Consider the following 24,967-nt stretch of genomic DNA (forward strand, 5'->3'; position numbering starts at 1 on the left):
CCCCAGCCCCAGCCCCAGCCCCAGCCCCAGCCCCAGCCCCAGCCCCAGCCCCAGCCCCAGCCCCAGCCCCAGCCCCAGCCCCAGCGATGGTCGCCGGAACCGTCCCGGCCGTCCCGTCCCGTCCCGGCCCAGCCCCGGCCGCTCCGTCCCGGACCCAGCCCCCGCCGCTCCGTCCCGGCCCCGGCTCCGGCCGCCCCGCCGGCCCCAGCCGCTCCGTCCCCGCCCCGCCGGCCCCAGCTGCTCCGACCCCGCCCCGCCGGCCCCAGCTGCTCCGACCCCGCCCCGCCGGCCCCGGCCGCCCCGGCCCGTCGCCCGCGAGATCTTGGACAGTTTCCGTTAGCGACTAACGGAAACTGTCCAAGATTCAGCTTCGGGTACCCGAATCGTCGGTGCGAGGCGGGCCGGCGGGGCGGGCCGGGCCAGCGGGCCGGGCCGGGCCGGCGGCCGGGCCGGGCGGCGGGGCGGCGAGGCAGCCGGGCGGGGTGGGGCGGCGAGGCGGTGGGTGCGGGGTGGGGCGGCGGGGCGGTGGGTGCGATGGGTTCCTGCGCTGACGACGAAGCGCCCGCCCCCGTGCGGGGACGGGCGCTTGCGCGCGGGTCGGGTCAGGACCGCCCGGCGGCCCGGGCGACGAACGCCTGCCAGGCCGCCGGAGCGAAGACCAACGCCGGACCGGTCCGGTCCTTCGAGTCGCGGACACCGACGACGCCGGGAAGATTGTCGGCGACCTCGACACAGTCGCCACCGTTCGAGCTGCTACGGGTGCTTGTGCGCCACACGGCGCCGGTCAGGTCAGCCATGATCGTGCCTCAAGGAAGTCGATGGTCTGGCGGCGCGGCAGCGCCACCGAGCGCAGCGTATCCCAAATGGACCAGAGCGCGGCGGTGTCGTTGGTCAGCCGGCCGGCGGCCTGGTCGTCCAGGTACGCGACGTCGCCGTCCTCCGTCGTGGCGATGACGAACGGCCCCGCCTGCCCGGGGTGCAGGCCGGCGTCGAGCGGCAGCACGTGCAGCAGGATGTTGGGCCGCTGCGCCAACCGCACCAGGTGATCCAGCTGCGGGTGCATGATGTCCGGAGCGCCGCGACGAAGCGCGAACTCGTCGATGACCGCGACGAAGAGCGGCGGTTTGCGCCGTTCCAGGACCGACGACTGCCGGCGCATCCGGGTCTCGACGTAGCCGGCCACCTCGTCCGGGGCGAGCAGGCCGCTGCTGAGCACCGCCGTGGCGTACTCGGGGGTCTGCAACAAACCCGGGATGACCGCGACTTGAAAGGACCGCAGCGCGGTGGCCTGGAGTTCCGTCTCCACCCACGGCCGGAGCCAGGACGGCTCGCGCCGCTTCAAAACGTCCGGCCAGATGTCCTCGATGTCCCGCCCTAGTGCCGCAGCCGCCGCCGCGCGGTGTCGGGGATGCGGCACCCGCCCCGGGGCAACCCACCGCGCGACCGTCTTGGGATCCACGCCTACCTGTTCGGCGAGACTCTCGGCGGTTTCCCCCGCGTCCACCATGGCTGCCCTCAGCGCCTGATTCATGCCCGCCTCCCACATGACGTCCTTGACGTCTGAAGAACCTATGCCTACGCCCTGTAGTCGTCCACATTCGCCACGCGATGGTTCTCGTGGGCGGCGCGTGCGGGCCTTGGGACGGCAATCCCGCTCGCCGGGTCGCCGGGGGTCGCCCCTGGGCGAGCAGACCGGGGCGACCCCCTCCAACCACGACCGAGGAGGCACCCATGTCCGTGCAAGAGCCGGCGCGTGGCAGGTGACCGGGCGGGAGGGCGGAACACCTCGGGTCCGTCCCGGCGTGTACCTCCTGGCCCGGGAAGCCTCCCCGCAGTTCCACCGACCGATCCTGGTCCGAGTGATCCGGCACCTGGAACGCACGACGTACGACGGGTGGGCCTGGGTCGACGTCTACCAGCTCGATCGGCACGGGGACGCGACGCAGCGGCGGGCGCTGTTCCTGCGACCCGCGGGGATGCGGCCGGTGAACGTCCCGCCCGTCCCGTACGCCGAGCGTCGCTCCCGGCCCCGCTCCGGCGTCGCGAGCGTGACCGGATGAACGGCCGGATCGAGGCGCACGTCCCGTCCCGCCCGACGTGGCGGTGCCGGGCCTGCGGGGCCGCCTGGCCCTGTTCGCCGGCGAAGCTGAATCTGCTCGCCGTGTACCGGGAGGACAAGCCGGCGCTCATGGTGCGCCTCATCGAGTTGCGCGAGGAGGCCGCCGGGCAGCTTGCCGTGTCGGGCTCCGGCGAGGACGCCGCAGGGCTGCACCGACGGTTCACGGACTGGGTACCCGTCAGGTCCGCCGAATAGCCACCCGCCCCGGTCGCTGCGGCTCTTCCCCCGACCGCCGCGCCCGGGGCGGGTCCGGGCGGCCGGTCCGCAGCACGCCACAAGCGGATCCCGGCGGCGGGGTCCGCAGCACACCACGAACGGATCCGGACGGTGCCGGTCTGCCGATCAGGTACGCCACGAACGGATCCCGGCGGTGCCGGGGCCGGGATCAGGTGCGGCGGAGCAGGGCGAGGAACATGGCGTCGGTGCCGTGCCGGTGCGGCCACAGCTGCACCGTCGGTCCGTCGCCCAACCCTGGCATGCCGGCCGGCAGCACCGTACGGGCGTCGACGAAGTCGACCGGCACTCCGCTGCGGCGGGCCGCCTCGGTCACCGTCACGTGCGTCTCCACGGTGTGCGGTGAACAGGTCACGTAGGCCACCAGCCCACCCGGCCGGGCCGCCCGCAACCCGGCGGCGAGCAGCTCACGCTGCAACCGGGTCAGGGCGGACAGGTCGGACGGCTGACGCCGCCAACGTGACTCCGGCCGGCGACGCAGCGAGCCGAGCCCGGTGCACGGCGCGTCGACAAGCACCCGGTCGAAGTGTTCCTCCGGCAGCTTCGGCTCGGTGCCCACCAGCCGGCCGTCGGTGTTCAGCACGGTGACCGGCAGCCCCCGGGTGGCGCCGGCGACCAGCCGGGCCCGATGCTCGGCCACCTCCACGGCGGTCAGCCGCGCGTCCCGCTGCGCGGCGAGGGCCCCGAGCAGACCGGACTTGCCGCCCGGCCCGGCGCACAGGTCGAGCCACCGGCCGTCCGGCCCGTCCACCGGTGCCAGCGCGAGCGCGTTCGCCACCAGTTGGGAACCTTCGTCCTGGACGTGGGCCCGCCCGTCGGCCACCGCCGCCAGCTCGCCCGGTGCGCCACCGGCGAGGTAGACCGCGTACGGCGAGAAGGCACCGGGCGCGCCACCCACCTCGTCGGCGAGGTCGACCGGGTCGACCAGGCCGGGCCGGGCGCACAGGTGCACCGGAGGGCGCTCGTTGTCCTCGATCAGCAGGCGGGTGGTCTCGCCGAAGTCGCCACCGAGCGCCTCGTTGAACGCCCGCACGATCCACTGTGGATGACTGTAGGCCAGCGCGAGGTGGCCGACCGGGTCGCTGTCGATCGACGGCGCCAGTCGGGTCACCCACTCGTCGAGGTCGCGGGTGGCGACCTCGCGCAGCACGGCGTTGGCGAAGCCGGTGGCGCCCTGGCCGACCGCCCGGACCAGGTCGACGGTGGAGGAGACCGCGGCGTGCGCCGGCACCCGGGTGTGCAGCAGTTGGTACGCGCCGATGCGCAGCGCGTCGCGGACCGGTGGGTCGATCCGCTGCACGTCCCGCCCGGCCGCGTCGGTGAGGATCGCGTCGAGCGTGCCGAGGTGGCGCAGCGTGCCGTAGGTCAGTTCGGTGGCGAAGGCGGCGTCCCGGCCGAAAAGTCCCGCGTCGGTCAGGATCGCCGGCAGCACCAGATTGGCGTACGCGTCGTCGCGGTGCACTGCCGCGACCGCCTCGTACGCCGCGTACCGTGGCCGGTCGACCATCGGCCGCCCCCGACGCTCTCCGCTGCGGCGGGCGGCGGTCTCCCTCACGCGAACTCCTCCCCGGCACCGACGCGGGCACCGCGTGCCCAGTCGGTCGCCGGCATGGCCCGCTTGCCGGCCGCGCGCACCTCGCCGAGACGAACCGGAACGGTGGCGGTGCCGGCCAGCACCCGCGCCTTCTCCACGAGCAGCTCACCGGGCTTGAGGTCGGGCGCGTCCGGTGCCGGGGTGACCGGGCCGAGCTTCACCCGCTCGTCGCGGAAGGTCGTCCACGGGCCGGGGGCCGGGGTGCAGGCACGGATGCGCCGGTCGACCGCGAAGGCCGGGTCGCCCCAGCGCACCCGGGCGTCCTCGACGGTGAGCTTCGGGGCCAGCGAAACGCCGTCGGCCGACTGCGGCTGCGCCCTGGCGGTGCCGTCCTCCAGCGCGTCAAGCACCGCCACCAGCAGCCCGGCGCCGCTGTGCGCCAAGCGCTCCAGCAGGTCCCCGGAGGTGTCCGCGGGCCGGATCTCGTCGGTAAGCGTGCCGTAGACCGGGCCGGTGTCCAGCCCCTCCTCCAGGTGGAAGACGCTGGCCCCGGTCAGCTCGTCGCCGTGCAGCACGGCGTGCTGCACGGGTGCGGCACCCCGCCACGCCGGCAGCAGCGAGAAGTGCAGGTTCACCCAGCCGTGCCGGGGGATCTCCAACGCGACCGGCGGCACCAGCGCGCCGTAGGCGACCACCGGCACGCAGTCCGGAGCCAGCTCGCGCAGCCGGTCCAGGAACTCCGGCTCCCGGGGACGCGCGGGGGTCAGCACCTCGACACCGTGCTCGTCGGCCCAGGCACCGACCGGGGAGCGGACCAGCCCTCGGCCGCGCCCGGCGGGCGCGTCCGGGCGGGTGACCACGGCGATCAGCTCATGCCGGGAGGCGGCCACGGCGGCCAGGGCCGGAACGGCGACGGCCGGCGTACCGGCGAAGATCACACGCACCCGGTCACCGCCCCAGACCGAAGGGGCTGCCGGCGGCGTGCGGGCTCAGCTTGACTGTGGGCGGCGCGGCGGCGTCGTACCACTCGGCCTGGCGGATCGCCTTCATCGCCTCCTTGCGGCCGGCCGCATCCAGCCGGTCGAGGAAGAGCACCCCGTCGAGGTGGTCGGTCTCGTGCTGCACGCAGCGGGCCATCAACCCGGTGCCGACGATCTGCATCGGGTCGCCGTAACCGTTGAAGCCCTTGGCGATCACGTTCTGCCGGCGCTTGGTGTCGAAGTAAAGCCCGGGAATGGACAGGCACCCCTCCGGGCCGTCCTGCTCCTCCTCGTCGGGAAACTCCAGGACCGGGTTCACCAGGTGGCCGAGCACGTCGTCGACGTCGAAGGTGAACACCCGCAGGCCCACGCCCAGTTGCGGCGCGGCGAGACCGGCACCGCCCTGCTCACGCATGGTGTCGGTCAGGTCCTCGACGAGCTTGCGCAGCTCGACGTCGAAGTCGACCACCGGATCGGCCGGCGTGCGCAGCACCGGATCCCCGAACAGACGGATGGGCTGGACGGTCACGCGGGTTGGCTCCTTCACGGCGGGACGGTAGTGCCGTACCAGTCTACGGACTGCCGATGGCCGTGCCGGCCGGCGCACCACCAACCGTGGCCGCCTGCGGTTCACCCACGGTGATCGGCAGGTGGTCGTACCCGCGCAAGGTCAGCCGGATCCGTCGCCGGGGCTGCCCGGCCGACGCCAGCCCGGGCAGCCGGCGCAGCAGCGCCGGGAAGGCCACCTGCGCCTCCAGTCGGGCCAGCCCCGCTCCCAGGCAGTAGTGCGGCCCGGCGCCGAAGGAGAGTGGATTCAGCTGCGCCCGCCACGGGTCGAACCGCTCCGGCCGCGGGTACCGCCGGGGGTCGCGGTTGGCCGCGCCGAGCAGCAGCAGGATCCAACTGTCGGCGGGCACCTCGACCCCGCCGAGCCGAACGGTTTCGCCGTTGGTGCGGGTGGTCAGCTGCACCGGGGAGTCGAAGCGGAGCAGTTCGTCCACGTACGCCGGGGCGTGCTGCGGGTGCTGACGCAGCACGTCGGCGGCCCGGGGATGGGCCAGCAGCACCGCCAGCCCGTTGCCGAGCAGGTTGGTGGTGGTCTCGAAGCCCGCGACGAGCAGGATCACCAGGTTCGCCAGCAGTTCCTCGCCGGAGAGCCGGTCACCGGAGTCGTGCGCCTGCACCAGGGCGGTGGTCAGGTCGTCGGCGGGGCGGCGGCGACGGTCGGCCACCAGCTCGGTGAAGTAGTCCCGCAGCTCGGCGGCACCGGCATCGGCCACGGCCAGCTCCGCCGGAGTGATCTCGGGCTCCAGGGCACCGGTCAGATCGGCCGCCCAACGCCGGAACAGCGGGCGGTCGGCGGCGGGCACGCCGAGCAGCGCGCAGATCACCCCGACCGGTAGCGGATAGGCGAACTCAGCCATGAAGTCGACCGGAACGCCGCCCCGGCCGGTCGCCGCCATCGCGTCGATCAGCTCGTCCGTCTGCGCCGCGACCACCTCGCGCATGGCACCGATCCGGCGTGGGGTGAAGGCGCCGGCGGCGAGCCGGCGCATCCGGCTGTGGTCGGGCGGGTTGGTCCGCAGCATCGACCGGGCGATCGAGGACAGGGCCGGGCTCTCCCGCCAGCTCGGCAGGAACTGGTCGCGCAGGTGGCCGTCGAGGACCCGGATGCGGGCGTCCCGGAGGAGTTCGTCGGCCTCGGCGTGGCCGGTGACCGCGTACAGGCCCCGACCGGCCTGCACAACCGGTCCGTGGGCACGCAACCGCTCGTACGCCGGATACGGGTCGACCCGTCCCTCGGGCGACATGAGCGACGCAAACGCCTCACTGACGTCCATCTGGCCTCCTCGGTGTCCAGGAGGCTCCATCATGCCCGTGCAACGCTGTGGCCTGCGGTAACCGGGGCGTACGGCGAGGCGCGGCGGGGCTCAGCCGGCGACGCCGCTCTCCCCCGCCAGCACCGCGTCGCCGGCAAGCAGGGCGTGCTCGGGCAGGGGCAGGTGGATGTCGTGGGCCGCCTCCCAGTCGTGGATCAGGCTGGGCCGGGCCTGCGCCGCGAAGTAGTCCATCGCGCTCACCCCACCGACCACCGGCTCCTCGACCTCGGCGACCAGCCGGCCCGGCACCAGCCGGAAGCCGTTACGCAGTGCGGCGCTGAGTCGGCGGTGCCCGTTGACCACGAAGAAGTACTCGCCGGTGTACCCGATCTCCAGTGGCTCCAGGCCGGTTTCACCGGCGGCGGCGACCTCGCTGGTGAGCGCCGAGTCCCACATACCGCGCAGTCCGGTGACGTCCTCGGTCGGGTAGACCCGCCCGGGGTCGAGCAGCAGCAGCGGCGGGGCGCCGCGCAGCACCTCCGGCGCGAGTCGCCCCTCGTACGCATCGACGATGCGCTCGATCACCTCGTCGGCGGGCGCGCGGGTGGTGTCGCAGATCAGGTCGTAGTTGCGCAGCCTGGCCTTGTCCACGCCGTACCGGACCAGGAACCGGCCACGCTCGCTCTCACTGCGTTCCCGGAGCTTGGCCTTCGCCTCGTCCAGTGAGGTGTAGCTCTCGGCCGGCCCGGAGGGGCGCAGCAGGACGCGGCGGGCGGCCTCCCCCGGCTCGGTGATCATGTGCACCTTGAGGGCGTCGGTGAAGAAGTGCCAGGCCAGCCGGGAGTCCATCACCAGACTCTCGCCGGAGGCGGCGATGTCGCGCTGGAGCTGGTCGACGTAGCCGTCGACGGCCTGGTCCAGCTCGGCGTGCAGGTTCAGCTGGAGCGCGGTCATCTGCCGCTCCTGCGCCATCTGCCGGTAGAGGTCACCGACGCTGACCCGGCGCAGGCCGAGTCGCTTGGCGATCTCGACGGAGACCGTGCTCTTGCCGCTGCCCAGGTCACCGTTGAAGACGATCGACTGACGAACGGTCACGACTTGTCCACCCCTGATCACCGGCCGGTTGAGATCATCGATTTCCGCGCCGGGCCGACGCGGTTCCGCCGTCGTCGCGCCGCCCTCGGACACCTCCAGCTCGACCTGGAGTCGCCGTACGCACCGGCATGACGGGCGATGCTACCACCTCGCGCCGGCCTGCCTCCGGGACGCGACCGCGAGCGGGCGAGTCGATACGGACAGTCATGATCAGGTAACATATCGCACTTCTTGGGACATCGGTCGGCACACACCGTCACCGCTGGGTCAGAACAGCGCGAGCGGGTCGACCTGGAGGCGTACCGGGTCGGTCGCCTTGCGGGCGCTGCGTACCCCGGCCGCCGTGTGCAGCGCGCCGGCCATGTCGGCGGCCCGAGCCCTCGGCACCCGCACCAGCATCCGCTCCCGCTCGCCGTCGGCCGGCACCGGACCGAGCACTTCGGCCCCGTCGGGCAGCCGCGCCTGCGCCAACAGGTCGGCGACCGCGGCGGGCAGGCCCGTCACGCTGGCCATCCGCATCGCCGGCGGAAAACCCAGCTCCCGCCGCTCGGCCAATTCCCGGGCCGCGAACCAGCCGGCGTCCCAGCGCAGCAGCGCCTGCACCGGCGCGAGCGCGCCGTCGGCGACCACCACCACCCGACCCCCGGCAGCGGCCGGCCGGGCCAGCGCCGCGGCCCCGGTCCACCGCCGCAACGCCTCCTCGCCGGCGCGCAGATCGGCGCGGGTGAGCAACGCCCAGGTGTCCAGCAGCAGCACCGCGCCGTAGCCGCCGGTCGCCACCGGCTCGGCCCCGGGGGTCGCGATCACCAGGCCAGCGCCGCCCGGGACGTCGGCCAGCACCTCCTCGCGGCCGGAGGTGCGCACCGGCACCCCCGGGAAGGCCCGCCCCAGTTCCTCGGCGGTCCGCCGGGCACCGGTCACCGAGGCCCGCAGTCTCCGCCCGCCACACTGCGGACAGGCGTAGGCGGCGGCGATCCGGGCGCACCAGCGGCAGGCGGGCGACCCGCCGGCCGACGGCAACGCGAGCGGGCCGGCGCAGTGCGGGCAGCGGGCCGGCGTACGGCAGTCGGCGCAGGCCACCGAGGGCAGGTAGCCGCGCCGTGGCACCTGGACCAGGACCGGCGCATCCGCGCGTAGTGCCTCCCGGGCGGCGGTCCAGGCCAGGCTGGGCAGCCGGGCGGTCGCCGCACCGGGGTCGCGGGCCAGTTGCGGATCGTCGCCGGTCGGCACGATCGCGGGGGTACGCGCCCGCAGCACCGCCCGGTCGGCGATCACCTCGCGGGCCCAGCCGGTCTCCACCAGCAACTGCGCCTCGGCGGTACGGGCGTAGCCGCCGACCAGCGCGCCCGCCTCCGCCAACTGGGCCCGGGTCAGCAACACCTCCCGGGCGTGCGGGTAGGGGGCTCGCGGCTCGGCGTGCAGATCGTCACCGTCGTCCCAGATGGCCACCAGTCCCAGCCGGTCGACCGGGGCGAACATGGCAGCCCGGGTGCCGATCACCACCGGGACGTCGCCACGGCGGGCGGCCAGGAACGCGCGGTAGCGCCGCGCCGGCCCGAGGGCGGCCGACAGGCAGACGTGCCGGTCCGAGCCGAGCCGTGCGGTCAGCGCGGCGTCGAGCCGATCGAGGTCCCGCCCGTCGGCCACCACCACCAGCGCGCCCCGGCCGGCGGCCACCGTGGCGGCGACGGCGGTGGCGTAACGGGCCGCCCAGTCCTCCCCCGGCAACGCCGACCACACCGCACGGGGCGAGCGCCCGTCGGCAAGTGCCCGCAGCAGCGCCGGCCCGGCCGGGTAGTCGCGCCATCCCTCCGGCGCCGGTGAACTTGGCGGGTCGGCCGGCGCCTCGTCGGCCGCCCGGTCCTCGGCGGTCACCTCCTTCTCCACCCGGGCGTGCCTGGGTGGAACCGCCAGCCGCAGCACGTCGGCCAGGCTGCCGGCGTACCGGTCGGCGACGACCCGGGCCAGCCGGGCCACCTCTGGGGCGAGCACCGGCACCGGGGACACGACCTTGTCGAGGTACGCGAGCCGGGGGTGCTCGGATCGTTCGGTCCGCTCCAGCAGCCAGCCGTCGACCAGTTGGCCGGCGAAGCGCACCTTCACCCGTACGCCCGGCACGGCGTCGGCGGCGAGGGCCTGCGGAACCAGGTAGTCGAAGGGCCGATCCAGGTGGGCCAGGGGAACATCGACGCAGACACGGGCGACCGGCGACCCGTCAGCGGGCCGCCGGTCGTCACGCCGGGTGGTTGTCAGGCTCCCGCGGCCGACTTGAGGTCGGCGGCGCGGTCAGTGGACTCCCAGGTCAGGTCGGGCAGCTCGCGGCCGAAGTGGCCGTAGGCGGCGGTCTGGGCGTAGATCGGCCGCAGCAGGTGCAGATCCCGGATGATGGCGGCGGGACGCAGGTCGAAGATCTCGGTGACCGCCTTCTCGATCGAGGCCACCGGCACCGTCTCGGTGCCGAACGTCTCGATGAACAGGCTCACCGGATGCGCCTTGCCGATCGCGTACGCCACCTGCACCTCGCACCGCTCCGCGAGACCGGCGGCCACCACGTTCTTGGCCACCCACCGCATCGCGTACGCGGCCGAACGGTCGACCTTCGACGGGTCCTTGCCGGAGAAGGCCCCACCACCGTGGCGGGCGTAGCCACCGTAGGTGTCCACGATGATCTTCCGCCCGGTCAGGCCCGCGTCGCCCATCGGGCCACCGATCTCGAACCGGCCGGTCGGGTTGACCAGCAGCCGGTAGCCCTCGGTGTCCAGCTCCAGGCTCTCCAGCTCCGGGGCGATGACGTGGTCCCGCACGTCCGGGGTGAGCAGCGACTCCAACGAGATGTCCGCGGCGTGCTGGCTGGACACCACCACCGTGTTCAGGCGTACCGGACGCAGGCCGTCGTACTCGATGGTGACCTGGGTCTTGCCGTCGGGGCGCAGGTAGGGCACCGTGCCGTCCTTGCGTACCGCGGCGAGCCGGCGGGCCAGCCGGTGCGCGAGCGCGATCGGCAGCGGCATCAGCTCGGGCGTCTCCGAGCAGGCGAAGCCGAACATCATGCCCTGGTCACCGGCGCCCTGCGCGTCCAACGCGCTCTCCGACGTCCCGGTACGCAACTCGAACGCGTTGTCCACGCCCTGCGCGATGTCCGGCGACTGGGCGCCGATGGAGACACTGACCCCACAGGACGCCCCGTCGAACCCCTTCTTCGACGAGTCGTAACCGATACCCAGGATCGTCTCGCGCACGATCGTCGGGATGTCGGCGTACGCCTTGGTCGTCACCTCACCGGCGACGTGCACCTGACCGGTGGTGATCAGGGTCTCCACGGCCACTCGGCTGTGCGGATCCTGCGTCAACAGGGCATCGAGGATGCCGTCACTGATCTGGTCGGCGATCTTGTCCGGGTGGCCTTCCGTGACCGATTCGGACGTGAAGAGGCGGCGTGTCACGGTACTCCTAAGTTCTTGGACGTCGTTCCGCGGCAGTGTAGTCACTAACCGTCGACGGCATCGTCCACGGTCGTCTTGCGTCCAACCGTCAGGAGAAGTCACCCGGCCAACCGGGCGACCACCAGGTCCCACACCCCGTCGGCGAGATCCTCCTTGGACCGCTCGGGTATCCAGGTGACCGAGCCGTCCACGCTGATGACCGTGGCCGCGTTGGTCTCGGCGCCGAAGACCTTGTCCGGCCCGACCTCGTTGATGACGATGAGGTCGGCCCGCTTACGGGCCAGCTTGGCCCGCCCGTTGGCCTCGGCGTCGCCGGTCTCGGCGGCGAACACCACCAGCACCTGCTCCGGCCGACGACGCTGCCCCAGCTCGGCGGCGATGTCCGGGTTGGTCACGAGTTCGATGATGGGTGCCGTGCCGTCGTCCGATTTCTTGATTTTGCCAGGCGCGTACGTCGCGGGTCGGAAATCGGCCGGAGCTGCCGCCATCACCACCACGTCGGCGTCCACCGCCGCCTTCAGGGTGGCCTCCCGCAGTTCCCCGGTGGTGCCCACGCGGATCAGGTCCGCACCGGCCGGGTCGGGCAGTGTGACGTTGGCGGCGATCAACGTGACCCGGGCACCCCGGGCGAGGGCGGCACGGGCGAACGCGTAGCCCTGCTTGCCGGAGGAGCGGTTGCCGAGGAAGCGCACCGGGTCGAGCGGTTCCCGGGTGCCACCGGCGGTGACCACCACCCGACGGCCGGTCAGGTCGGCCGGCGCGTCGGCGCCGCGAGCCAGGATGCGGCGGGCCACCGCGAAGATCTCCGTCGGCTCCGGCAACCGGCCCTTGCCGGTGTCGACGCCGGTGAGTCGTCCCACGGCCGGCTCGATGACCCGGACGCCCCGGGCCCGCAGCGTCGCGACGTTGTCGACGGTGGCCGGGTGTTCCCACATCTCGGTGTGCATCGCCGGTGCCAGCAGCACCGGGCAACGGGCGGTGAGCAGGGTGTTGCTGAGTAGATCATCGGCGAGGCCGTGGGCGGCGCGGGCCAGCAGGTCGGCGGTGGCGGGTGCGACCACCACCAGGTCGGCCTGCTGGCCGAGGCGTACGTGCGGCACCTCGTGCACGTCGGACCAGACGTCCTCGGCGACCGGCTGCCCGGAGAGCGCCGCCCAGGTCGGCGCGCCGACGAAGCGCAACGCAGCTGCCGTCGGCACCACCCGCACCTGGTGGCCCGACTCGGTGAACAGGCGCAGCAACTCGCACGCCTTGTAGGCGGCGATCCCGCCGCCGACGCCGAGGATGATCCGGGCGCTCATCGACGGGCGGAGGATTACGGCTGGTCGGTCGGCTCAGCGGTGAGCAGGCCAGCGTTGATCTCGCGCATCGCGATGGAGAGCGGCTTCTCCTGGGGAGTGGTCTCGACCAGCGGGCCGACGTACTCCAGCAGGCCCTCACCGAGCTGGCTGTAGTAGGCGTTGACCTGGCGGGCGCGCTTGGCCGCGAAGATGACCAGCGCGTACTTCGACGTCGTCTTCTCCAGGAGCTCGTCGATCGGCGGGTTGGTGATGCCTTCGGGGTTGGCGATGGATCCCACGGATAAACCTCTGCGTCTTTCGCACGGACCGCGCGTGAGCGCGGCGCCGGCGCTCAACCGCGCGGACGCGGCCGGGCCGGAGCCAGGAAGGAAGAACCGATGAATCCTACCAGTTCGTCCACGACCCGCTCGATGCGGTCGGCCGAAACGCTGAGGTCGAAGGCCGTGACCACCGGCGGGCCCGGCAGTCGACCGGGCGGATGGAGCAGGACGAGTCGTGCCCCCGGCCAGCCCGCCCGGACCAGCAGCGCCCCGTCGAGGTCCAACGCGAGCAGCACCGGCTGCCCGGCGGCGAGCCGGTGGCGCAGCGGGGCGGCCTCCGTGCCGCGCCGGTGAGCGCCGAACCGACTCCACTCCAGCAGCTCGCCGGCGGCGAGCCGGCGGTCGAACTCCTCAGCCGTGACGAAGTGTCGGTGGACGCCGTCCAGTTCGTTGCCCCGGCGGGGCCGGGTGGTGACCGCGACCGGCGTCCACACTGACGGAGAACGCGCCCGGATCAGCTCGACGACACTCTCCCTACCGGCGCCGGATGGGCCAGCCAGGACAGTGAGCCGAGCCGCCGGGCGCGCCTCGTCATCCAAGCTCACTGCTTGTTTCTACCCGCAGTCGTGCTCAGTTGGCGGCGAACTCCCCAAGCAGGGCCTTGCGCTGCTGCTCGCCGAGGCCACGCAGGCGGCGGCTGTCGGCAATCTTGAGCTTCTCCATGATTTGAGTAGCCCGGATCTTGCCGATGCCCGGCATGGCCTGCAGCACAGCCGACACCTTGAGCTTGCCGACGACATCGTCGGACTCGGCCCGCTCAAGAACGGCTCCGAGGGTGGTCTTGCCCTGCTTGAGCTGCTCCTTCAGCTCGGCACGGGCTTTGCGGATCTCCGCAGCCTTTTCCAGCGCGGCTGCGCGCTGCTCGGGGGTCAGTGACGGGAGCGGCACCAGTTCTCCTCAGGTCCCTATCGCGACGGGCGGGACGCACCGCCGCATCTGTGAAACGTGGTGTCGCTGTGAACCAAGGGGTTCCCAGCGCGGGGAAAACTAGCGGCCAACGGAGCTTTCGGCAACGTGGGCGCGCAATGATCACCACAAAGTGACCGAGCCATCAGTCAGTCAGGACATCGCCAGGACCGCCCGACACTCGGCCACGGCGCGGTCCGCGGCGGCCCGCAGCGCGTCCGGATCGGGCCCGGCGCCCAGCACCTCACGGGAGTACGCGGGCAGCACGGCGGGCAGCGCGGAGCCGAAGACGACCCGCAGATCGGCTGCCGTGGCACCCTGCGCTCCGAGCCCGGGGGCGAGCAGCGGCCCGTTCACCGCGGACAGGTCGCAGCCGGTCTCTCCGACCGTCGCGCCGATCACGGCACCGACGCTCCCGAGCGGCTCCGCACCCGCGTTGAGCTGGGAAATCTCGTCGAGGATCGTTTGCGCGACGCTGCGGCCGTCGGCGCCGCGGGCGCGCTGCACCGAGGCGCCCTCGGGGTTGGAGGTGAGCGCCAGGACGAACACGCCGCCGCCGTGCTCGGCGGCCAGCTCGAACATCGGGGCCAGCGATCCGACCCCCAGGAAGGGGCTCGCGGTCACCGCATCGACATACATGGGGCTGGATGGATCAAGGTAGGCCGACGCGTACGCCTGGACCGTCGAACCGATGTCGCCGCGCTTGGCGTCGAGGAGAACGAGCGAGCCGAGATTTCGTAACTGTCGGATAGTTGACTCAAGGACCGCCACCCCTTGAGACCCGAATCGCTCGAAGAACGCCGACTGGGGCTTGACCACCGCAACCCGGTCACCGAGCGCGTCCACGACGGTCCGGGCGAAGCGGTCGAGGCCGGCCACATCGTCGTCAAGGCCCCACCGGGACAGCAACGCCGGGTGCGGGTCGATCCCTACGCAGAGCGGTCCGCGCTCGTCCATGGCCCGGTGCAGCCGGGCGCCGAAACTCTCCATGTCGCCTTTGCCTTCCTCTCGTCCCGGCCGGGCTTCCACCCGTCCGCGCCTACTCAGCAGGCCCGGACCGGGGTGCCGCCGGGCTACTCCAATTCGCGATGGCGGCCGAACACGCCTACTCAAATCCAGCCGAGGGCCGATACCCGGCTACTCAGCCCGCCGCGACCGCTGCCGAGATACCCGACACCACGACGGCGAGGTCGGCGTCCGCGGTGACGTACGGCGGCATCGTGTAGACCAGATCCCGGAACGGACGCAGCCACACCCCCTGCGCCACGGCGGCGGCCGTGGCCGCGCCGAGATCCACCTCGTGGTCCAACTGGACCACGCCGATTCCGCCGAGCACCCGCACGTCCGTCACACCCGGCGCGCCGCGCAACGGCTCCAGCCCCGACCGCAGACCCCGTTCCAGCCGCGCCACCTGCCCGGCCCAGTCGCCGGCCCGCAGCAGGCCCAGCGACGCGTTGGCCACCGAGCAGGCGAGCGGGTTGCCCATGAACGTCGGGCCGTGCGCGAGCACACCACCGGCCCGGATGCCCCGCGCGACCTCCGCCGTGCACAGCGCCGCGGCCAGAGTCAGATAGCCGCCGGTGAGCGCCTTGCCGACGCAGAGCACGTCCGGGGTGACCCCGGCATGCTCGGCGGCGAACATCGTCCCGGTACGGCCGAAACCGGTGGCGATCTCGTCGAAGATCAGCAGCACGCCGTGCGCCCGGGTCACCTCGCGCAGCACCCGCAGATAGTGCGGGTGGTGGAAACGCATCCCGCCGGCACCCTGCACCACCGGTTCCACAATCACCGCGGCCAACTCGTGGGCGTGCCGCTCCACCGCGTCGATCAGCGCCGCCTCGTACGCCGGATCGGGCGGGCTGTCGAAGCCACCCGGCGGCATCGGGGCGAAGACCTGCCGCGGCAGCACGTCCCCCCAGAGGTGGTGCATGCCACCCTCCGGATCGCAGACGCTCATCGGATGGAACGTGTCGCCGTGGTACCCGCCCCGCCAGGTGCCCAGCCGGTGCCGCTGCGGCCGGCCGGTGGCCCGCTGGTACTGCAGGCACATCTTCACCGCGACCTCGACACTCACCGAACCCGAGTCGGCCAGGAACACGTGCTCCAGCCCGTCGGGCGTCACCTCGACCAGAGTGCGGGCCAGCTCCACGGCCGGCGCGTGGGTCAGTCCGCCGAACATGACGTGACTCATCCGGCCCACCTGGTCGACCACCGCCGCGTCCAGCACCGGATGCCGGTAGCCGTGGATCGCGGCCCACCAGGAGGACATCCCGTCGACCAGCTCGCGGCCGTCGGCCAGCCGCAGCCGTACCCCCTCGGCGCTCTCCACCAGGTACGGCGCCACCGCCGGCGGCAGCGCGGCGTACGGATGCCACACGTGCGCCGCGTCGGCGGCGAGAACCTCCTCCGGCGTCATCGGTCCTCCTTGCGCCCCCTTTGCTCTGCTTCACCGGACGCACGGGTTCCGCGCCGAAACCGTTGCGTGGGGTGAAGCAGAGCAGCGAGGGGGTGGTGAGTGGGTGGTGTTCGTCAGGCGCCGGTCGTGGCCGGACGCACGGCACCCGCAGCCGCGCGGGCGACGGCCCGGGGCAGCGCCGGGCCACGGTAGATGAACCCGGTGTAGAGCTGCACCAGGCTGGCGCCGGCGTCGAACATCCGGGCCGCATCGTCGGGATCGACGATGCCGCCGACGCCGATGACCGGCAACCGCCCGCCCGTCTCGGCGTGCACGAAGGCGACCACCTGCCGCGCCCGGTCGGCCAGCGGACGGCCGGACAGCCCACCGGTCTCGCCGGAACGTCCCCGGTCGGTCGGGGCCAACCCGTCCCGTCCGAGGGTCGTGTTCGTGGCGATCACTCCGGCGGCGCCGCGGGCCAGGCACACCTCCAGCAACTCGGCGATGGCCGGCTCGGTGAGGTCGGGAGCGATCTTCACCAGCACCGGCTTCTCCCCCACCAATGCCGCCAACAGCGCGTCCAGATGTTCCCGGTCCTGCAAGGCGCGCAGCCCGGGGGTGTTCGGTGAGGAGACGTTGACCGCGAAGTAGTCGCCCTGCTCGCGCAACACGCGGTACGACTCGCGGTAGTCCTCCACCGCGTCCTCCAGCGCCGTCACCTTCGACTTGCCCAGCGAGATGCCAAGCGGTACGCCGAGCGGTCGCGGCAGCGCCGCCAGCCGGTCCGCCAGCGCCTGCGCCCCGGCGTTGTTGAAGCCCATCCTGTTGATCACGGCCTCGCTGTCGACGAGCCGGAAGAGCCGGGGCCGGGGATTGCCTGGTTGGGGACGCGCCGTCACCGTGCCGACCTCGACGAAACCGAAGCCCAGTGCCGGCCACGCCGGCAGCGCCACCCCGTCCTTGTCCATCCCGGCGGCCAGGCCGACCGGGTTGGGAAATGACACCCCGAACACCGTGCGCGGCGCCGACACGGCGTACCGGGCCCGCAACGCCGCCAGCGCCACCGGCGTCCGGGACAGCGCGGCCAACCGCCGCAGGGTGAACTCGTGCGCCGTCTCCGCGTCCCCACCCCCGACCCGGAACAACCCCCGCCGAACGGTCCGTTCGAAGATCACGCCACCCCTCCCCGATGCCATGCGTCGATCAAGAAGTTCTGGTCCCGCCGAGGGCCACCCGAGGACCAAAACTTCTTGATCGACGAGAACGGGGTGGTGGCCGAGGGGTGGGGGGTCACTGGGCGGACCGGAGGGTGGCGTGGAGGGCCTGGAGGGGGCGTACCTGCATGTCGCCGCGGATCCTCGCCTCGATTCCCATGACCGCGGCGGCGGCGCCGGGGACGGTGGTGACGCAGGGGATGTCGGCGGTGACCGCGGCGCTGCGGATCTCGTAACCGTCCGAGCGGGCGCTGGCACCCGAACCCTGTGGCGTGTTGATCACAAGAGCGACGTGGCCACCGAGGATCAACGACACCGCGTCGTCCTCGGAATCGGCCTCGTAGTGCTTCGGGACCTGCTCGCAGGCGATGCCGTGCCGGCGCAGCACCTCGGCGGTACCGCTGGTCGCGACGATGTCGAAGCCGAGATCGGCCAGCCGCTTGATCGGGAAGATCATGCCGCGCTTGTCGCGGTTGGCCACCGAGACGAAGATCCTGCCCTCGGTCGGCAGCGACCCGTACGCCGCCGACTGTGACTTGGCGAAGGCGTGCCCGAAGGCGGTGTCGATCCCCATCACCTCGCCTGTCGACTTCATCTCCGGGCCGAGCAGCGAATCCACCCCCTTGCCCGCCGGGGTACGGAACCGCTTGAACGGCAGCACCGCCTCCTTCACCGCGATCGGGGCGTCCGGCGGCAGCGAACCGCCGTCCCCGGTCGTCGGCAACATGCCCTCGGCGCGCAACTCGGCCAGGGTCGCGCCGAGCGCGATCCGGGCCGCCGCCTTCGCCAGCGGCACCGCCGTGGCCTTCGAGACGAACGGCACGGTACGCGAGGCGCGCGGGTTGGCCTCCAGCACGTACAGCGCGTCGTCCTTCAGCGCGTACTGCACGTTGAGCAGCCCGCGTACGCCGATGCCCCGCGCGATGGCCTCGGTGTACCGGCGGACCTGGGCCACGTGCGAACTGGCCAGGGTGATCGGCGGCAGGGCGCAGGAGGAGTCGCCGGAGTGGATGCCCGCCTCCTCGATGTGCTCCATGATCCCGCCGAGGTAGACCGCGCCGTCGGCGTCGCAGAGCGCGTCCACGTCGATCTCGATGGCGTCGTCGAGGAAACTGTCGACAAGCACCGGATGGTCCGGCGAGATGTCGGTGGCCCGGCCGATGTAGTCGCGCAGCGTGGCGTCGTCGTAGACGATCTCCATACCCCGCCCGCCGAGCACGTACGACGGCCGGACCAGCACCGGGTAGCCGATCTCGTCGGCGATCTCCTTCGCCTCCTCGTACGAGGTGGCGGTGCCGTGGTCCGGCGCGCGCAGGCCGGCCCGGGCCAGCAGCGATCCGAAGGCGCCACGTTCCTCGGCCAGGTGGATCGACTCCGGTGAGGTACCCACCACCGGCACCCCGGCGTCCTTGAGTCGCTGGGCCAGTCCGAGCGGGGTCTGCCCACCCAGCTGCACGATCACGCCGACCACGCCCGGCCCGCCGACGGCCCGGCCGGAGGAGTCCTCCGCGTGCCAGACCTCCAGCACGTCCTCGAAGGTCAGCGGCTCGAAGTAGAGCCGGTCGGCGGTGTCGTAGTCGGTGGAGACGGTCTCCGGATTGCAGTTGACCATGACGGTCTCGTAGGACCCCTTCAGGGCCATGACCGCGTGCACGCAGGAGTAGTCGAACTCGATGCCCTGCCCGATCCGGTTCGGTCCGGAACCCAGGATCAGCACCTTGGGCCGCGCCGAGCCGGCCACCTCCGTCTCCTCGTCATAAGCGGAGTAGTGGTACGGGGTGGTGGCCTCGAACTCCGCGGCGCAGGTGTCCACCGTCTTGTAGACCGGCCGGAGGCCGAGGCGGTGCCGCAGCGTACGGACCCCGTCCTCGGCGGCCAGTTCGGGACGCAGCGCGGCAAGCTGCCGGTCGGAGAGGCCGGCCCGCTTCGCCCGGCGCAGCAGCTCCGCGTCCAGCACCGGCGCCGCCACGATCTCCGCACGCAACTCGACCAGGGCGGCGATCTGGTCCAGGAACCACGGGTCGATGCCGCCGGAGGCGGCGCTGACCTCGGCGATCGAGGCACCGAGCCGCAACGCCCGCTCCACCGTGTAGAGCCGCCCGTCGTGCGGCATGCCCAGCGCGGCGAGGGTGTTCTCCTTCGTCGCCCCGACCGGGTCGGGCACGGTCCAGAAGCCGGCGGCCTTGGTCTCCATCGAGCGCATCGCCTTGTTCAGCGCCTCGGGGAAGTTGCGCCCGAGGCTCATCGCCTCGCCGACCGACTTCATCGTGGTGGTCAGCTCCGGATCCGCGCCGGGGAACTTCTCGAACGCGAACCGGGGGATCTTCACCACCACGTAGTCAAGCGTCGGCTCGAACGCGGCCGGCGTCTTGCGGGTGATGTCGTTGGGGATCTCATCGAGGGTGTAGCCGATGGCCAGCTTCGCGGCGATCTTCGCGATCGGGAAGCCGGTCGCCTTCGACGCCAGCGCCGACGAGCGGGACACCCGCGGGTTCATCTCAATGACGACGATGCGACCGTCGGCCGGGTTCACCGCGAACTGGATGTTGCAGCCACCGGTGTCCACGCCGACCTCGCGCAGCACCGCGATGCCCAGATCCCGCAGGTGCTGGTACTCCCGGTCGGTGAGCGTCATGGCCGGCGCCACGGTCACGCTGTCACCGGTGTGCACGCCCATCGGGTCGACGTTCTCGATCGAGCAGACCACCACCACGTTGTCGTGGCGGTCCCGCATGAGTTCGAGTTCGTACTCCTTCCAGCCGAGCACGCTCTCCTCGATGAGCACCTCGTGCACCGGGCTGGCAGCCAGCCCGGCACCCGCGATGCGTTCCAGGTCGGCATCGGTGTGCGCCATGCCCGAACCGAGACCACCCATGGTGAACGACGGCCGGATCACCACCGGCAGGCCCAGCTCGGCCACCGTCTCGCGGACCTCGTCCATCGAGTGGCAGACCCGCGAACGCGGCACCAGGCTCGCCGGATCCTCGACGCCGAGGCGTACGCCGGCCTTCGCCACGATCTCCTTGAACAGCTGCCGGTCCTCGCCGCGCCGGATCGCGTCGATGTTCGCGCCGATCAGCTCGACGCCGTACTTCTCCAGCACCCCGGCCTCGTGCAACGCCACGGCGGTGTTCAGGGCGGTCTGCCCACCCAGGGTGGGCAGCACCGCGTCCGGACGCTCCTTGGCGATGACCAGCTCGACGAACTCCGGGGTGATCGGCTCGACGTAGGTGGCGTCGGCGAACTCCGGGTCGGTCATGATGGTGGCCGGATTGGAGTTGACCAGGCTGACCCGGATCCCCTCGGCGCGCAGTACCCGGCACGCCTGAGTACCCGAGTAGTCGAACTCGCAGGCCTGTCCGATGACGATCGGTCCCGACCCGATCACCAGGATGTGCTTGAGATCGGTCCGCTTAGGCATTGGTACGCCCCCCACTGAGAGCCCGGCCGTCGATCAGCTCGGCGAAGCGGTCGAAGAGATAGTCCGCGTCGTGCGGGCCGGCCGCCGCCTCCGGGTGGTACTGAACGGTGAAGGCGGGCACGTCGCGCGCCCGCAGCCCTTCGACCACGTTGTCGTTGAGGCAGACATGCGACACCTGGACGCCGCCGAACTCGGTCTCGATCACCTGGTCCGGCACCACCGCGCCCGGCCGTGCCCCGGGCACCTGCACCGCGAAGCCGTGGTTGTGGCTGGTCACCTCGACCTTGCCGGTGACCCGGTCGAGCACGGGCTGGTTGATGCCCCGGTGGCCGTAACCGAGCTTGTAGGTGCCGAAGCCGAGCGCCCGGCCGAGGATCTGGCTGCCGAAGCAGATGCCGAACAGCGGCACCTCGCGGCGCAGCACCTCGCGGGCCAGCGCGACCGGCGCGTCGGCGGTCGCCGGGTCACCGGGGCCCGGTGAGAAGAAGACCGCGTCGGCGCCGGTGGCCAGCAGGTCCTCGATTGTCGAGTGGGCCGGCAGCACGTGGGTGGTCACGCCCCGGGCGGCGAGCCGGCGCGGCACGTTGCGCTTGATGCCCAGGTCCAGCGCGGCCACCGTGAACCGGTGCTCGCCCTCGGCGTCGACCACGTACGGCGTCGCGGTCGTCACCTCGGCGGAGAGGTCCGCGCCGAGCATCTGCGGCGACTGGCGGACCCGTTCGAGCAGCGCCCGGGGATCGTCCTCGACGCTGGAGACGCCCACCCGCATCGCGCCACGTTCGCGCAGGTGACGGGTGAGGGCCCGGGTGTCCACGCCGCTGATGCCGACCACGCCCTCGGTGGCCAGCCGGTCCTCCAGCCCGCCGGTGGCCCGCCAGTTGGAGCTGATCCTGGCCGGGTCACGCACCACGTAACCGGCCACCCAGATCCGGCGTGACTCGTCGTCGGAGGTGTTGACGCCGGTGTTACCGATGTGTGGAGCGGTCTGCACCACCACCTGACGGTGGTACGACGGGTCGGTCAGCGTCTCCTGGTAACCGGTCATCCCGGTGTTGAAGACCGCCTCGCCGAAGGTCTCCCCGACGCTGCCGTACGCCTCGCCGTGGAAGGTGCGCCCGTCCTCCAGGACGAGAAGAGCCGACCTGCGCTTCACTTGAGAGCCTTTCCGTCCAGGACCGTCGCCTCGCCACGCAGGAAGGTCGCCACGATGCGACCCGGCAGCGTCATCCGGGCGTACGGGGTGTTGCGACTACGGCTGGCCAGTTCCGCCGGCTCGATCACCCGACGGGCCGCCGGGTCGACCAGGGTGAGGGTGGCCGGTGCCCCGGGGGCCGGGTCGTGGCCGTGTTCGGTGAGCCCGGCGATCCGGGCCGGCGTACGGGACATCCGCTCGGCGATCAGGTCCCACTGCGGACCCAGCACGTCGAGCGCGATGGACAGCGCCGTCTCCAGCCCGAGCATGCCCGGCCGGGCGTACGCCCACTCGCACTCCTTGTCCTCCACCGCGTGCGGGGCGTGGTCGGTGGCGATGATGTCGATCACCCCGTCGACAAGCGCGGCCCGCAGCGCGGCGATGTCGGTCGCGGTACGCAGCGGCGGGTTGACCTTGAAGACGGGGTCGTAGGTCTCGGCACGTGTGTCGGTGAGCAGCAGGTGATGCGGGGTCACCTCAGCGGTGACGCGTACCCCCCGGGCCTTGGCGTGGCGCAGCACCTCGACGCTGCCGGCGGTGGAGACGTGGCAGATGTGCAGCCGGCTGCCGACGTGCTCGGCCAGCAGCACGTCCCGCGCGATGATCGCCTCCTCGGCGACCGCCGGCCAACCGGTCAGGCCCAGCCGGGTGGAAACCTCACCCTCGTGCATCTGCGCCCCCTCGGTGAGCCGGGGCTCCTCGGCGTGCTGGGCGATGATGCCGTCGAACGCCTTCACGTACTCCAGCGCACGGCGCATCAGCCGGGGGTCTGCGACACAGTGCCCGTCGTCGGAGAAGATCCGCACCCGGGCCGCCGACTCGGCCATCGCGCCGAGTTCGGCCAGCCGCTCCCCGGCCAGGCCGACGGTGACCGCGCCGATCGGCTGCACGTCGACCAGCCCGGCCTCGCGGCCGAGCCGCCACACCTGCTCGACCACACCCGCGGTGTCGGCCACCGGCGAGGTGTTCGCCATCGCGCAGACCGCGGTGTAGCCGCCGAGCGCCGCCGCCCGGGAACCGGTCTCGACCGTCTCGGCGTCCTCCCGGCCGGGCTCACGCAGGTGGGTGTGCAGGTCGACCAGGCCGGGCAGGGCGACCAGCCCGTCGGCGTCGATCACGGTGGCATCCGACGCGGACAGGCCCGTGCCGGTCTCGACGACGACGCCGTCGCGGATCAGCAGGTCGGTCGGTGCGGCGCCGAGGATGCTGACGTTCCTGATCAGGTACGAGTTCACCGGTTGTTCCCCCCGAGCAGCAGGTAGAGGACGGCCATCCGGACGGAGACACCGTTGGCGACCTGTTCGACGATGGTGGAGCGGGGCGAGTCCGCGACCTCCGGCGTGATCTCCATGCCCCGGTTCATCGGGCCGGGATGCATGACGATGGCGTGCTCCGGCAGTCGGCCCATCCGCGGCCCGTCCAGGCCGTAGCGGCGGGCGTACTCGCGGGCGGACGGGAAGTACGAGTCGTTCATCCGCTCCCGCTGCACCCGCAGCATCATCACCACGTCCGACGAGGGCAGCACCGCGTCGAGGTCGTAGCAGACGTCGGTGCCCGGCGCGAGAGCGGCGGCGATGTCGACCGGGATGAGCGTGGGTGGCCCGACCAGGGTCACCTTGGCGCCGAGGGTGGACAGCAGCAACACGTTGGAACGGGCCACCCGGGAGTGCAGCACGTCACCGACCACCGCCACCGACAGGCCGGCCAGGCGGCCCAGCCGGGACCGCATCGTGTACGCGTCGAGCAGCGCCTGGGTGGGGTGCTCGTGGGTGCCGTCGCCGGCGTTGACCACCGAACCGTCGACCCAGTCGGCGAGGCGGTGCGGGGCCCCCGAGGCGGGGTGCCGGACCACCACCGCGTCGGCCCCCATCGCCTGCAGGGTCAGCGCGGTGTCCTTCAGGCTCTCGCCCTTGGCGACGCTGGAACCCTTCGCCGAGAAGTTGATCACGTCGGCGCTGAGCCGTTTGGCCGCCGCCTCGAACGAGATCCGGGTGCGGGTCGAGTCCTCGTAGAAGAGATTCACCACGGTCCTGCCCCGCAGCGCGGGCAACTTCTTGACCTCGCGACCGGCCACCGCGGCCATCTCGGCGGCGGTGTCCAGGATCTGGGTGGCGGTGTCGGCGTCCAGGTCGGCGCCGGAAAGCAGGTGCCTGATCATCGGGCCTCCTCCCCGTAGAGCCGGACCTCGTCCGTGCCGTCGGTCTCGACCAGCGTCACCTTGACACTCTCGGCCAGGGCGGTCGGGATGTTCTTGCCGACGTAGTCGGCGCGGATCGGTAGCTGCCGGTGTCCCCGGTCGACCAGGACGGCGAGTTGCACCGAAGCGGGCCGCCCAAGGTCACCGAGCGCGTCGAGGGCCGCCCGGACGGTCCGGCCGGAGAAGAGGACATCGTCGACGAGGACCACCCGCTTGCCGTCGATGCCACCGGCCGGCAACTGGGTGGGGCCGACCGCCCGGGTGGCGTTCCGGCGCAGGTCGTCGCGATAGAGAGTGATGTCGAGCACGCCGACCGGCACGGAAATGCCCTCGAAGGCGCTGATCCGGGCGGCGAGCCGGCTGGCGAGGGGGGCACCCCGGGTGGGGATACCGAGCAGCACGGTGTCAGCCGCGCCCTGGGTCTTCTCGAGGATCTGGTGAGCGATGCGGTCGACCACGCGTTGCAGGTCGGCGCTGGTCAATATCACCTTCACCGAGGGTTGTCGCGGCGGCGACGACGGGGCAGCCGATGGGTAGGCCACGGCGGACCTCCTTCCCCGCCTCACGGGACGGGTCGTTAAAGGACGTCGGATCCTCCCGGCCGGCCGGGAGTGGCCGGCGCAGGGGCTTCGGCAACGTTACCAGTGGTCGCCGCCGCCTCGACGCGCGGGCACCAGCTACGACGGCGTCACCCGTCGCCGTTGGCTGACTGGCCAGTCAGCCAGGCGAAACGGGACAACTCACCCGGGGTACACAACGGGAAGATCGCGACCACTTGACCACGTGTACGAATCCC

General features: G+C 72.3%; 23 protein-coding genes. 2 read left to right on the forward strand and 21 right to left on the reverse strand.

Annotated elements, in window-relative coordinates; translation table 11 throughout:
* Window positions 1-602: 602 nt before the first annotated feature.
* Together Vse01_RS25660 and Vse01_RS25665 are read right to left on the reverse strand one after the other, a co-directional pair.
* The gene (locus Vse01_RS25660) at window positions 603-797 is read right to left on the reverse strand and encodes a DUF397 domain-containing protein (RefSeq protein ID WP_093404304.1); all 195 of its coding nucleotides are present in this window, start codon (window positions 795-797) and stop codon (window positions 603-605) included.
* Complete coding sequence (locus Vse01_RS25665) at window positions 785-1,531, reverse strand: DUF5753 domain-containing protein (RefSeq protein ID WP_093404789.1); 747 nt, start codon at window positions 1,529-1,531, stop codon at window positions 785-787. The genes Vse01_RS25660 and Vse01_RS25665 overlap by 13 nt, the downstream gene beginning before the upstream one ends.
* A 229-nt stretch (window positions 1,532-1,760) precedes the next feature.
* Between Vse01_RS25665 and Vse01_RS25670 the strand changes: the two genes are divergently transcribed.
* On the forward strand, window positions 1,761-2,060 hold the full coding sequence (locus tag Vse01_RS25670) for a hypothetical protein (protein WP_093404306.1): 300 nt from the start codon (window positions 1,761-1,763) through the stop codon (window positions 2,058-2,060).
* The gene (locus tag Vse01_RS25675; protein WP_093404309.1) at window positions 2,057-2,314 is read left to right on the forward strand and encodes a flavin reductase; all 258 of its coding nucleotides are present in this window, start codon (window positions 2,057-2,059) and stop codon (window positions 2,312-2,314) included. The genes Vse01_RS25670 and Vse01_RS25675 overlap by 4 nt, the downstream gene beginning before the upstream one ends.
* A 190-nt stretch (window positions 2,315-2,504) precedes the next feature.
* Here the strand turns inward: Vse01_RS25675 and Vse01_RS25680 are convergent, their stop codons facing one another.
* The 19 genes from Vse01_RS25680 to pyrR all read right to left on the reverse strand — a co-directional run bounded on the left by Vse01_RS25680 (window position 2,505) and on the right by pyrR (window position 24,713).
* Entirely contained in the window at window positions 2,505-3,950 is a 1,446-nt protein-coding gene (locus Vse01_RS25680; RefSeq protein WP_373870720.1) for an RsmB/NOP family class I SAM-dependent RNA methyltransferase, read from the reverse strand.
* On the reverse strand, window positions 3,905-4,831 hold the full coding sequence (gene fmt, locus Vse01_RS25685; protein WP_093404314.1) for a methionyl-tRNA formyltransferase: 927 nt from the start codon (window positions 4,829-4,831) through the stop codon (window positions 3,905-3,907). The genes Vse01_RS25680 and fmt overlap by 46 nt, the downstream gene beginning before the upstream one ends.
* 4 nt (window positions 4,832-4,835) lie before the next feature.
* Window positions 4,836-5,396: a peptide deformylase gene (def, locus tag Vse01_RS25690; RefSeq protein WP_093404792.1), complete on the reverse strand. Its 561-nt coding sequence runs from the start codon at window positions 5,394-5,396 to the stop codon at window positions 4,836-4,838.
* A 43-nt stretch (window positions 5,397-5,439) separates the two neighbouring features.
* Window positions 5,440-6,708 carry a cytochrome P450 gene (locus tag Vse01_RS25695; RefSeq protein ID WP_093404316.1) on the reverse strand — a complete coding sequence of 423 codons (1,269 nt, stop codon included), beginning with the start codon at window positions 6,706-6,708 and terminating at the stop codon, window positions 5,440-5,442.
* 90 nt (window positions 6,709-6,798) lie between these two features.
* Window positions 6,799-7,782, reverse strand: a complete 984-nt coding sequence (locus Vse01_RS25700; protein ID WP_093404795.1) for an AAA family ATPase — start codon at window positions 7,780-7,782, stop codon at window positions 6,799-6,801.
* Window positions 7,783-8,049: 267 nt separating this feature from the next.
* Entirely contained in the window at window positions 8,050-10,035 is a 1,986-nt protein-coding gene (locus Vse01_RS25705; RefSeq protein WP_093404319.1) for a primosomal protein N', read from the reverse strand.
* Window positions 10,032-11,225, reverse strand: coding sequence for a methionine adenosyltransferase (metK, locus tag Vse01_RS25710; protein ID WP_093404322.1), 1,194 nt, complete (start codon window positions 11,223-11,225; stop codon window positions 10,032-10,034). Before metK ends, Vse01_RS25705 begins: the two co-directional genes overlap by 4 nt.
* Before the next feature lie 98 nt (window positions 11,226-11,323).
* Complete coding sequence (gene coaBC / locus Vse01_RS25715; protein ID WP_093404324.1) at window positions 11,324-12,526, reverse strand: bifunctional phosphopantothenoylcysteine decarboxylase/phosphopantothenate--cysteine ligase CoaBC; 1,203 nt, start codon at window positions 12,524-12,526, stop codon at window positions 11,324-11,326.
* A 14-nt stretch (window positions 12,527-12,540) separates the two neighbouring features.
* Complete coding sequence (gene rpoZ / locus Vse01_RS25720) at window positions 12,541-12,804, reverse strand: DNA-directed RNA polymerase subunit omega (RefSeq protein WP_007075826.1); 264 nt, start codon at window positions 12,802-12,804, stop codon at window positions 12,541-12,543.
* Between the two features lie 53 nt (window positions 12,805-12,857).
* A complete protein-coding gene (locus tag Vse01_RS25725) occupies window positions 12,858-13,391 on the reverse strand; it encodes a nucleoside/nucleotide kinase family protein (protein WP_093404327.1) in 534 nt (177 codons plus the stop codon).
* Window positions 13,392-13,416: 25 nt separating this feature from the next.
* A complete protein-coding gene (gene mihF, locus Vse01_RS25730; protein WP_007458370.1) occupies window positions 13,417-13,734 on the reverse strand; it encodes an integration host factor, actinobacterial type in 318 nt (105 codons plus the stop codon).
* A gap of 171 nt (window positions 13,735-13,905) precedes the next feature.
* The gene (gene pyrF, locus Vse01_RS25735) at window positions 13,906-14,742 is read right to left on the reverse strand and encodes an orotidine-5'-phosphate decarboxylase (RefSeq protein ID WP_093404330.1); all 837 of its coding nucleotides are present in this window, start codon (window positions 14,740-14,742) and stop codon (window positions 13,906-13,908) included.
* Window positions 14,743-14,893: 151 nt separating this feature from the next.
* Window positions 14,894-16,168 (reverse strand): adenosylmethionine--8-amino-7-oxononanoate transaminase, encoded by a 1,275-nt coding sequence (locus tag Vse01_RS25740; RefSeq protein ID WP_093404332.1) that lies wholly within the window; start codon window positions 16,166-16,168, stop codon window positions 14,894-14,896.
* A 113-nt stretch (window positions 16,169-16,281) separates the two neighbouring features.
* Complete coding sequence (locus Vse01_RS25745; RefSeq protein ID WP_093404335.1) at window positions 16,282-17,322, reverse strand: quinone-dependent dihydroorotate dehydrogenase; 1,041 nt, start codon at window positions 17,320-17,322, stop codon at window positions 16,282-16,284.
* Between the two features lie 115 nt (window positions 17,323-17,437).
* Window positions 17,438-20,782, reverse strand: coding sequence for a carbamoyl-phosphate synthase large subunit (carB, locus tag Vse01_RS25750; RefSeq protein WP_093404337.1), 3,345 nt, complete (start codon window positions 20,780-20,782; stop codon window positions 17,438-17,440).
* Window positions 20,775-21,935: a glutamine-hydrolyzing carbamoyl-phosphate synthase small subunit gene (carA, locus tag Vse01_RS25755; RefSeq protein WP_093404340.1), complete on the reverse strand. Its 1,161-nt coding sequence runs from the start codon at window positions 21,933-21,935 to the stop codon at window positions 20,775-20,777. Before carA ends, carB begins: the two co-directional genes overlap by 8 nt.
* Window positions 21,932-23,209, reverse strand: a complete 1,278-nt coding sequence (locus Vse01_RS25760; protein ID WP_093404343.1) for a dihydroorotase — start codon at window positions 23,207-23,209, stop codon at window positions 21,932-21,934. The genes carA and Vse01_RS25760 overlap by 4 nt, the downstream gene beginning before the upstream one ends.
* Window positions 23,206-24,132, reverse strand: coding sequence for an aspartate carbamoyltransferase catalytic subunit (locus Vse01_RS25765; protein ID WP_093404346.1), 927 nt, complete (start codon window positions 24,130-24,132; stop codon window positions 23,206-23,208). Before Vse01_RS25765 ends, Vse01_RS25760 begins: the two co-directional genes overlap by 4 nt.
* Window positions 24,129-24,713, reverse strand: coding sequence for a bifunctional pyr operon transcriptional regulator/uracil phosphoribosyltransferase PyrR (gene pyrR, locus Vse01_RS25770; protein ID WP_093404350.1), 585 nt, complete (start codon window positions 24,711-24,713; stop codon window positions 24,129-24,131). Before pyrR ends, Vse01_RS25765 begins: the two co-directional genes overlap by 4 nt.
* Window positions 24,714-24,967: the final 254 nt, after the last annotated feature.

It is taken from the genome of Micromonospora sediminimaris, from assembly GCF_016863575.1.
Taxonomy (GTDB): Bacteria; Actinomycetota; Actinomycetes; order Mycobacteriales; family Micromonosporaceae; genus Micromonospora; species Micromonospora sediminimaris.

Excerpts from the sequence above, each read along its gene's own strand:
- Vse01_RS25660 (WP_093404304.1), bottom strand. The coding sequence starts at position 797 with ATGGCTGACCTGACCGGCGCCGTGTGGCGCACAAGCACCCGTAGCAGC.
- Vse01_RS25665 (WP_093404789.1), bottom strand. The coding sequence starts at position 1,531 with ATGAATCAGGCGCTGAGGGCAGCCATGGTGGACGCGGGGGAAACCGCC.
- Vse01_RS25675 (WP_093404309.1), top strand. The coding sequence starts at position 2,057 with ATGAACGGCCGGATCGAGGCGCACGTCCCGTCCCGCCCGACGTGGCGG.
- Vse01_RS25695 (WP_093404316.1), bottom strand. The coding sequence starts at position 6,708 with ATGGACGTCAGTGAGGCGTTTGCGTCGCTCATGTCGCCCGAGGGACGG.
- coaBC (WP_093404324.1), bottom strand. The coding sequence starts at position 12,526 with ATGAGCGCCCGGATCATCCTCGGCGTCGGCGGCGGGATCGCCGCCTAC.
- pyrF (WP_093404330.1), bottom strand. The coding sequence starts at position 14,742 with ATGGAGAGTTTCGGCGCCCGGCTGCACCGGGCCATGGACGAGCGCGGA.
- Vse01_RS25740 (WP_093404332.1), bottom strand. The coding sequence starts at position 16,168 with ATGACGCCGGAGGAGGTTCTCGCCGCCGACGCGGCGCACGTGTGGCAT.
- carB (WP_093404337.1), bottom strand. The coding sequence starts at position 20,782 with ATGCCTAAGCGGACCGATCTCAAGCACATCCTGGTGATCGGGTCGGGA.
- Vse01_RS25765 (WP_093404346.1), bottom strand. The coding sequence starts at position 24,132 with ATGATCAGGCACCTGCTTTCCGGCGCCGACCTGGACGCCGACACCGCC.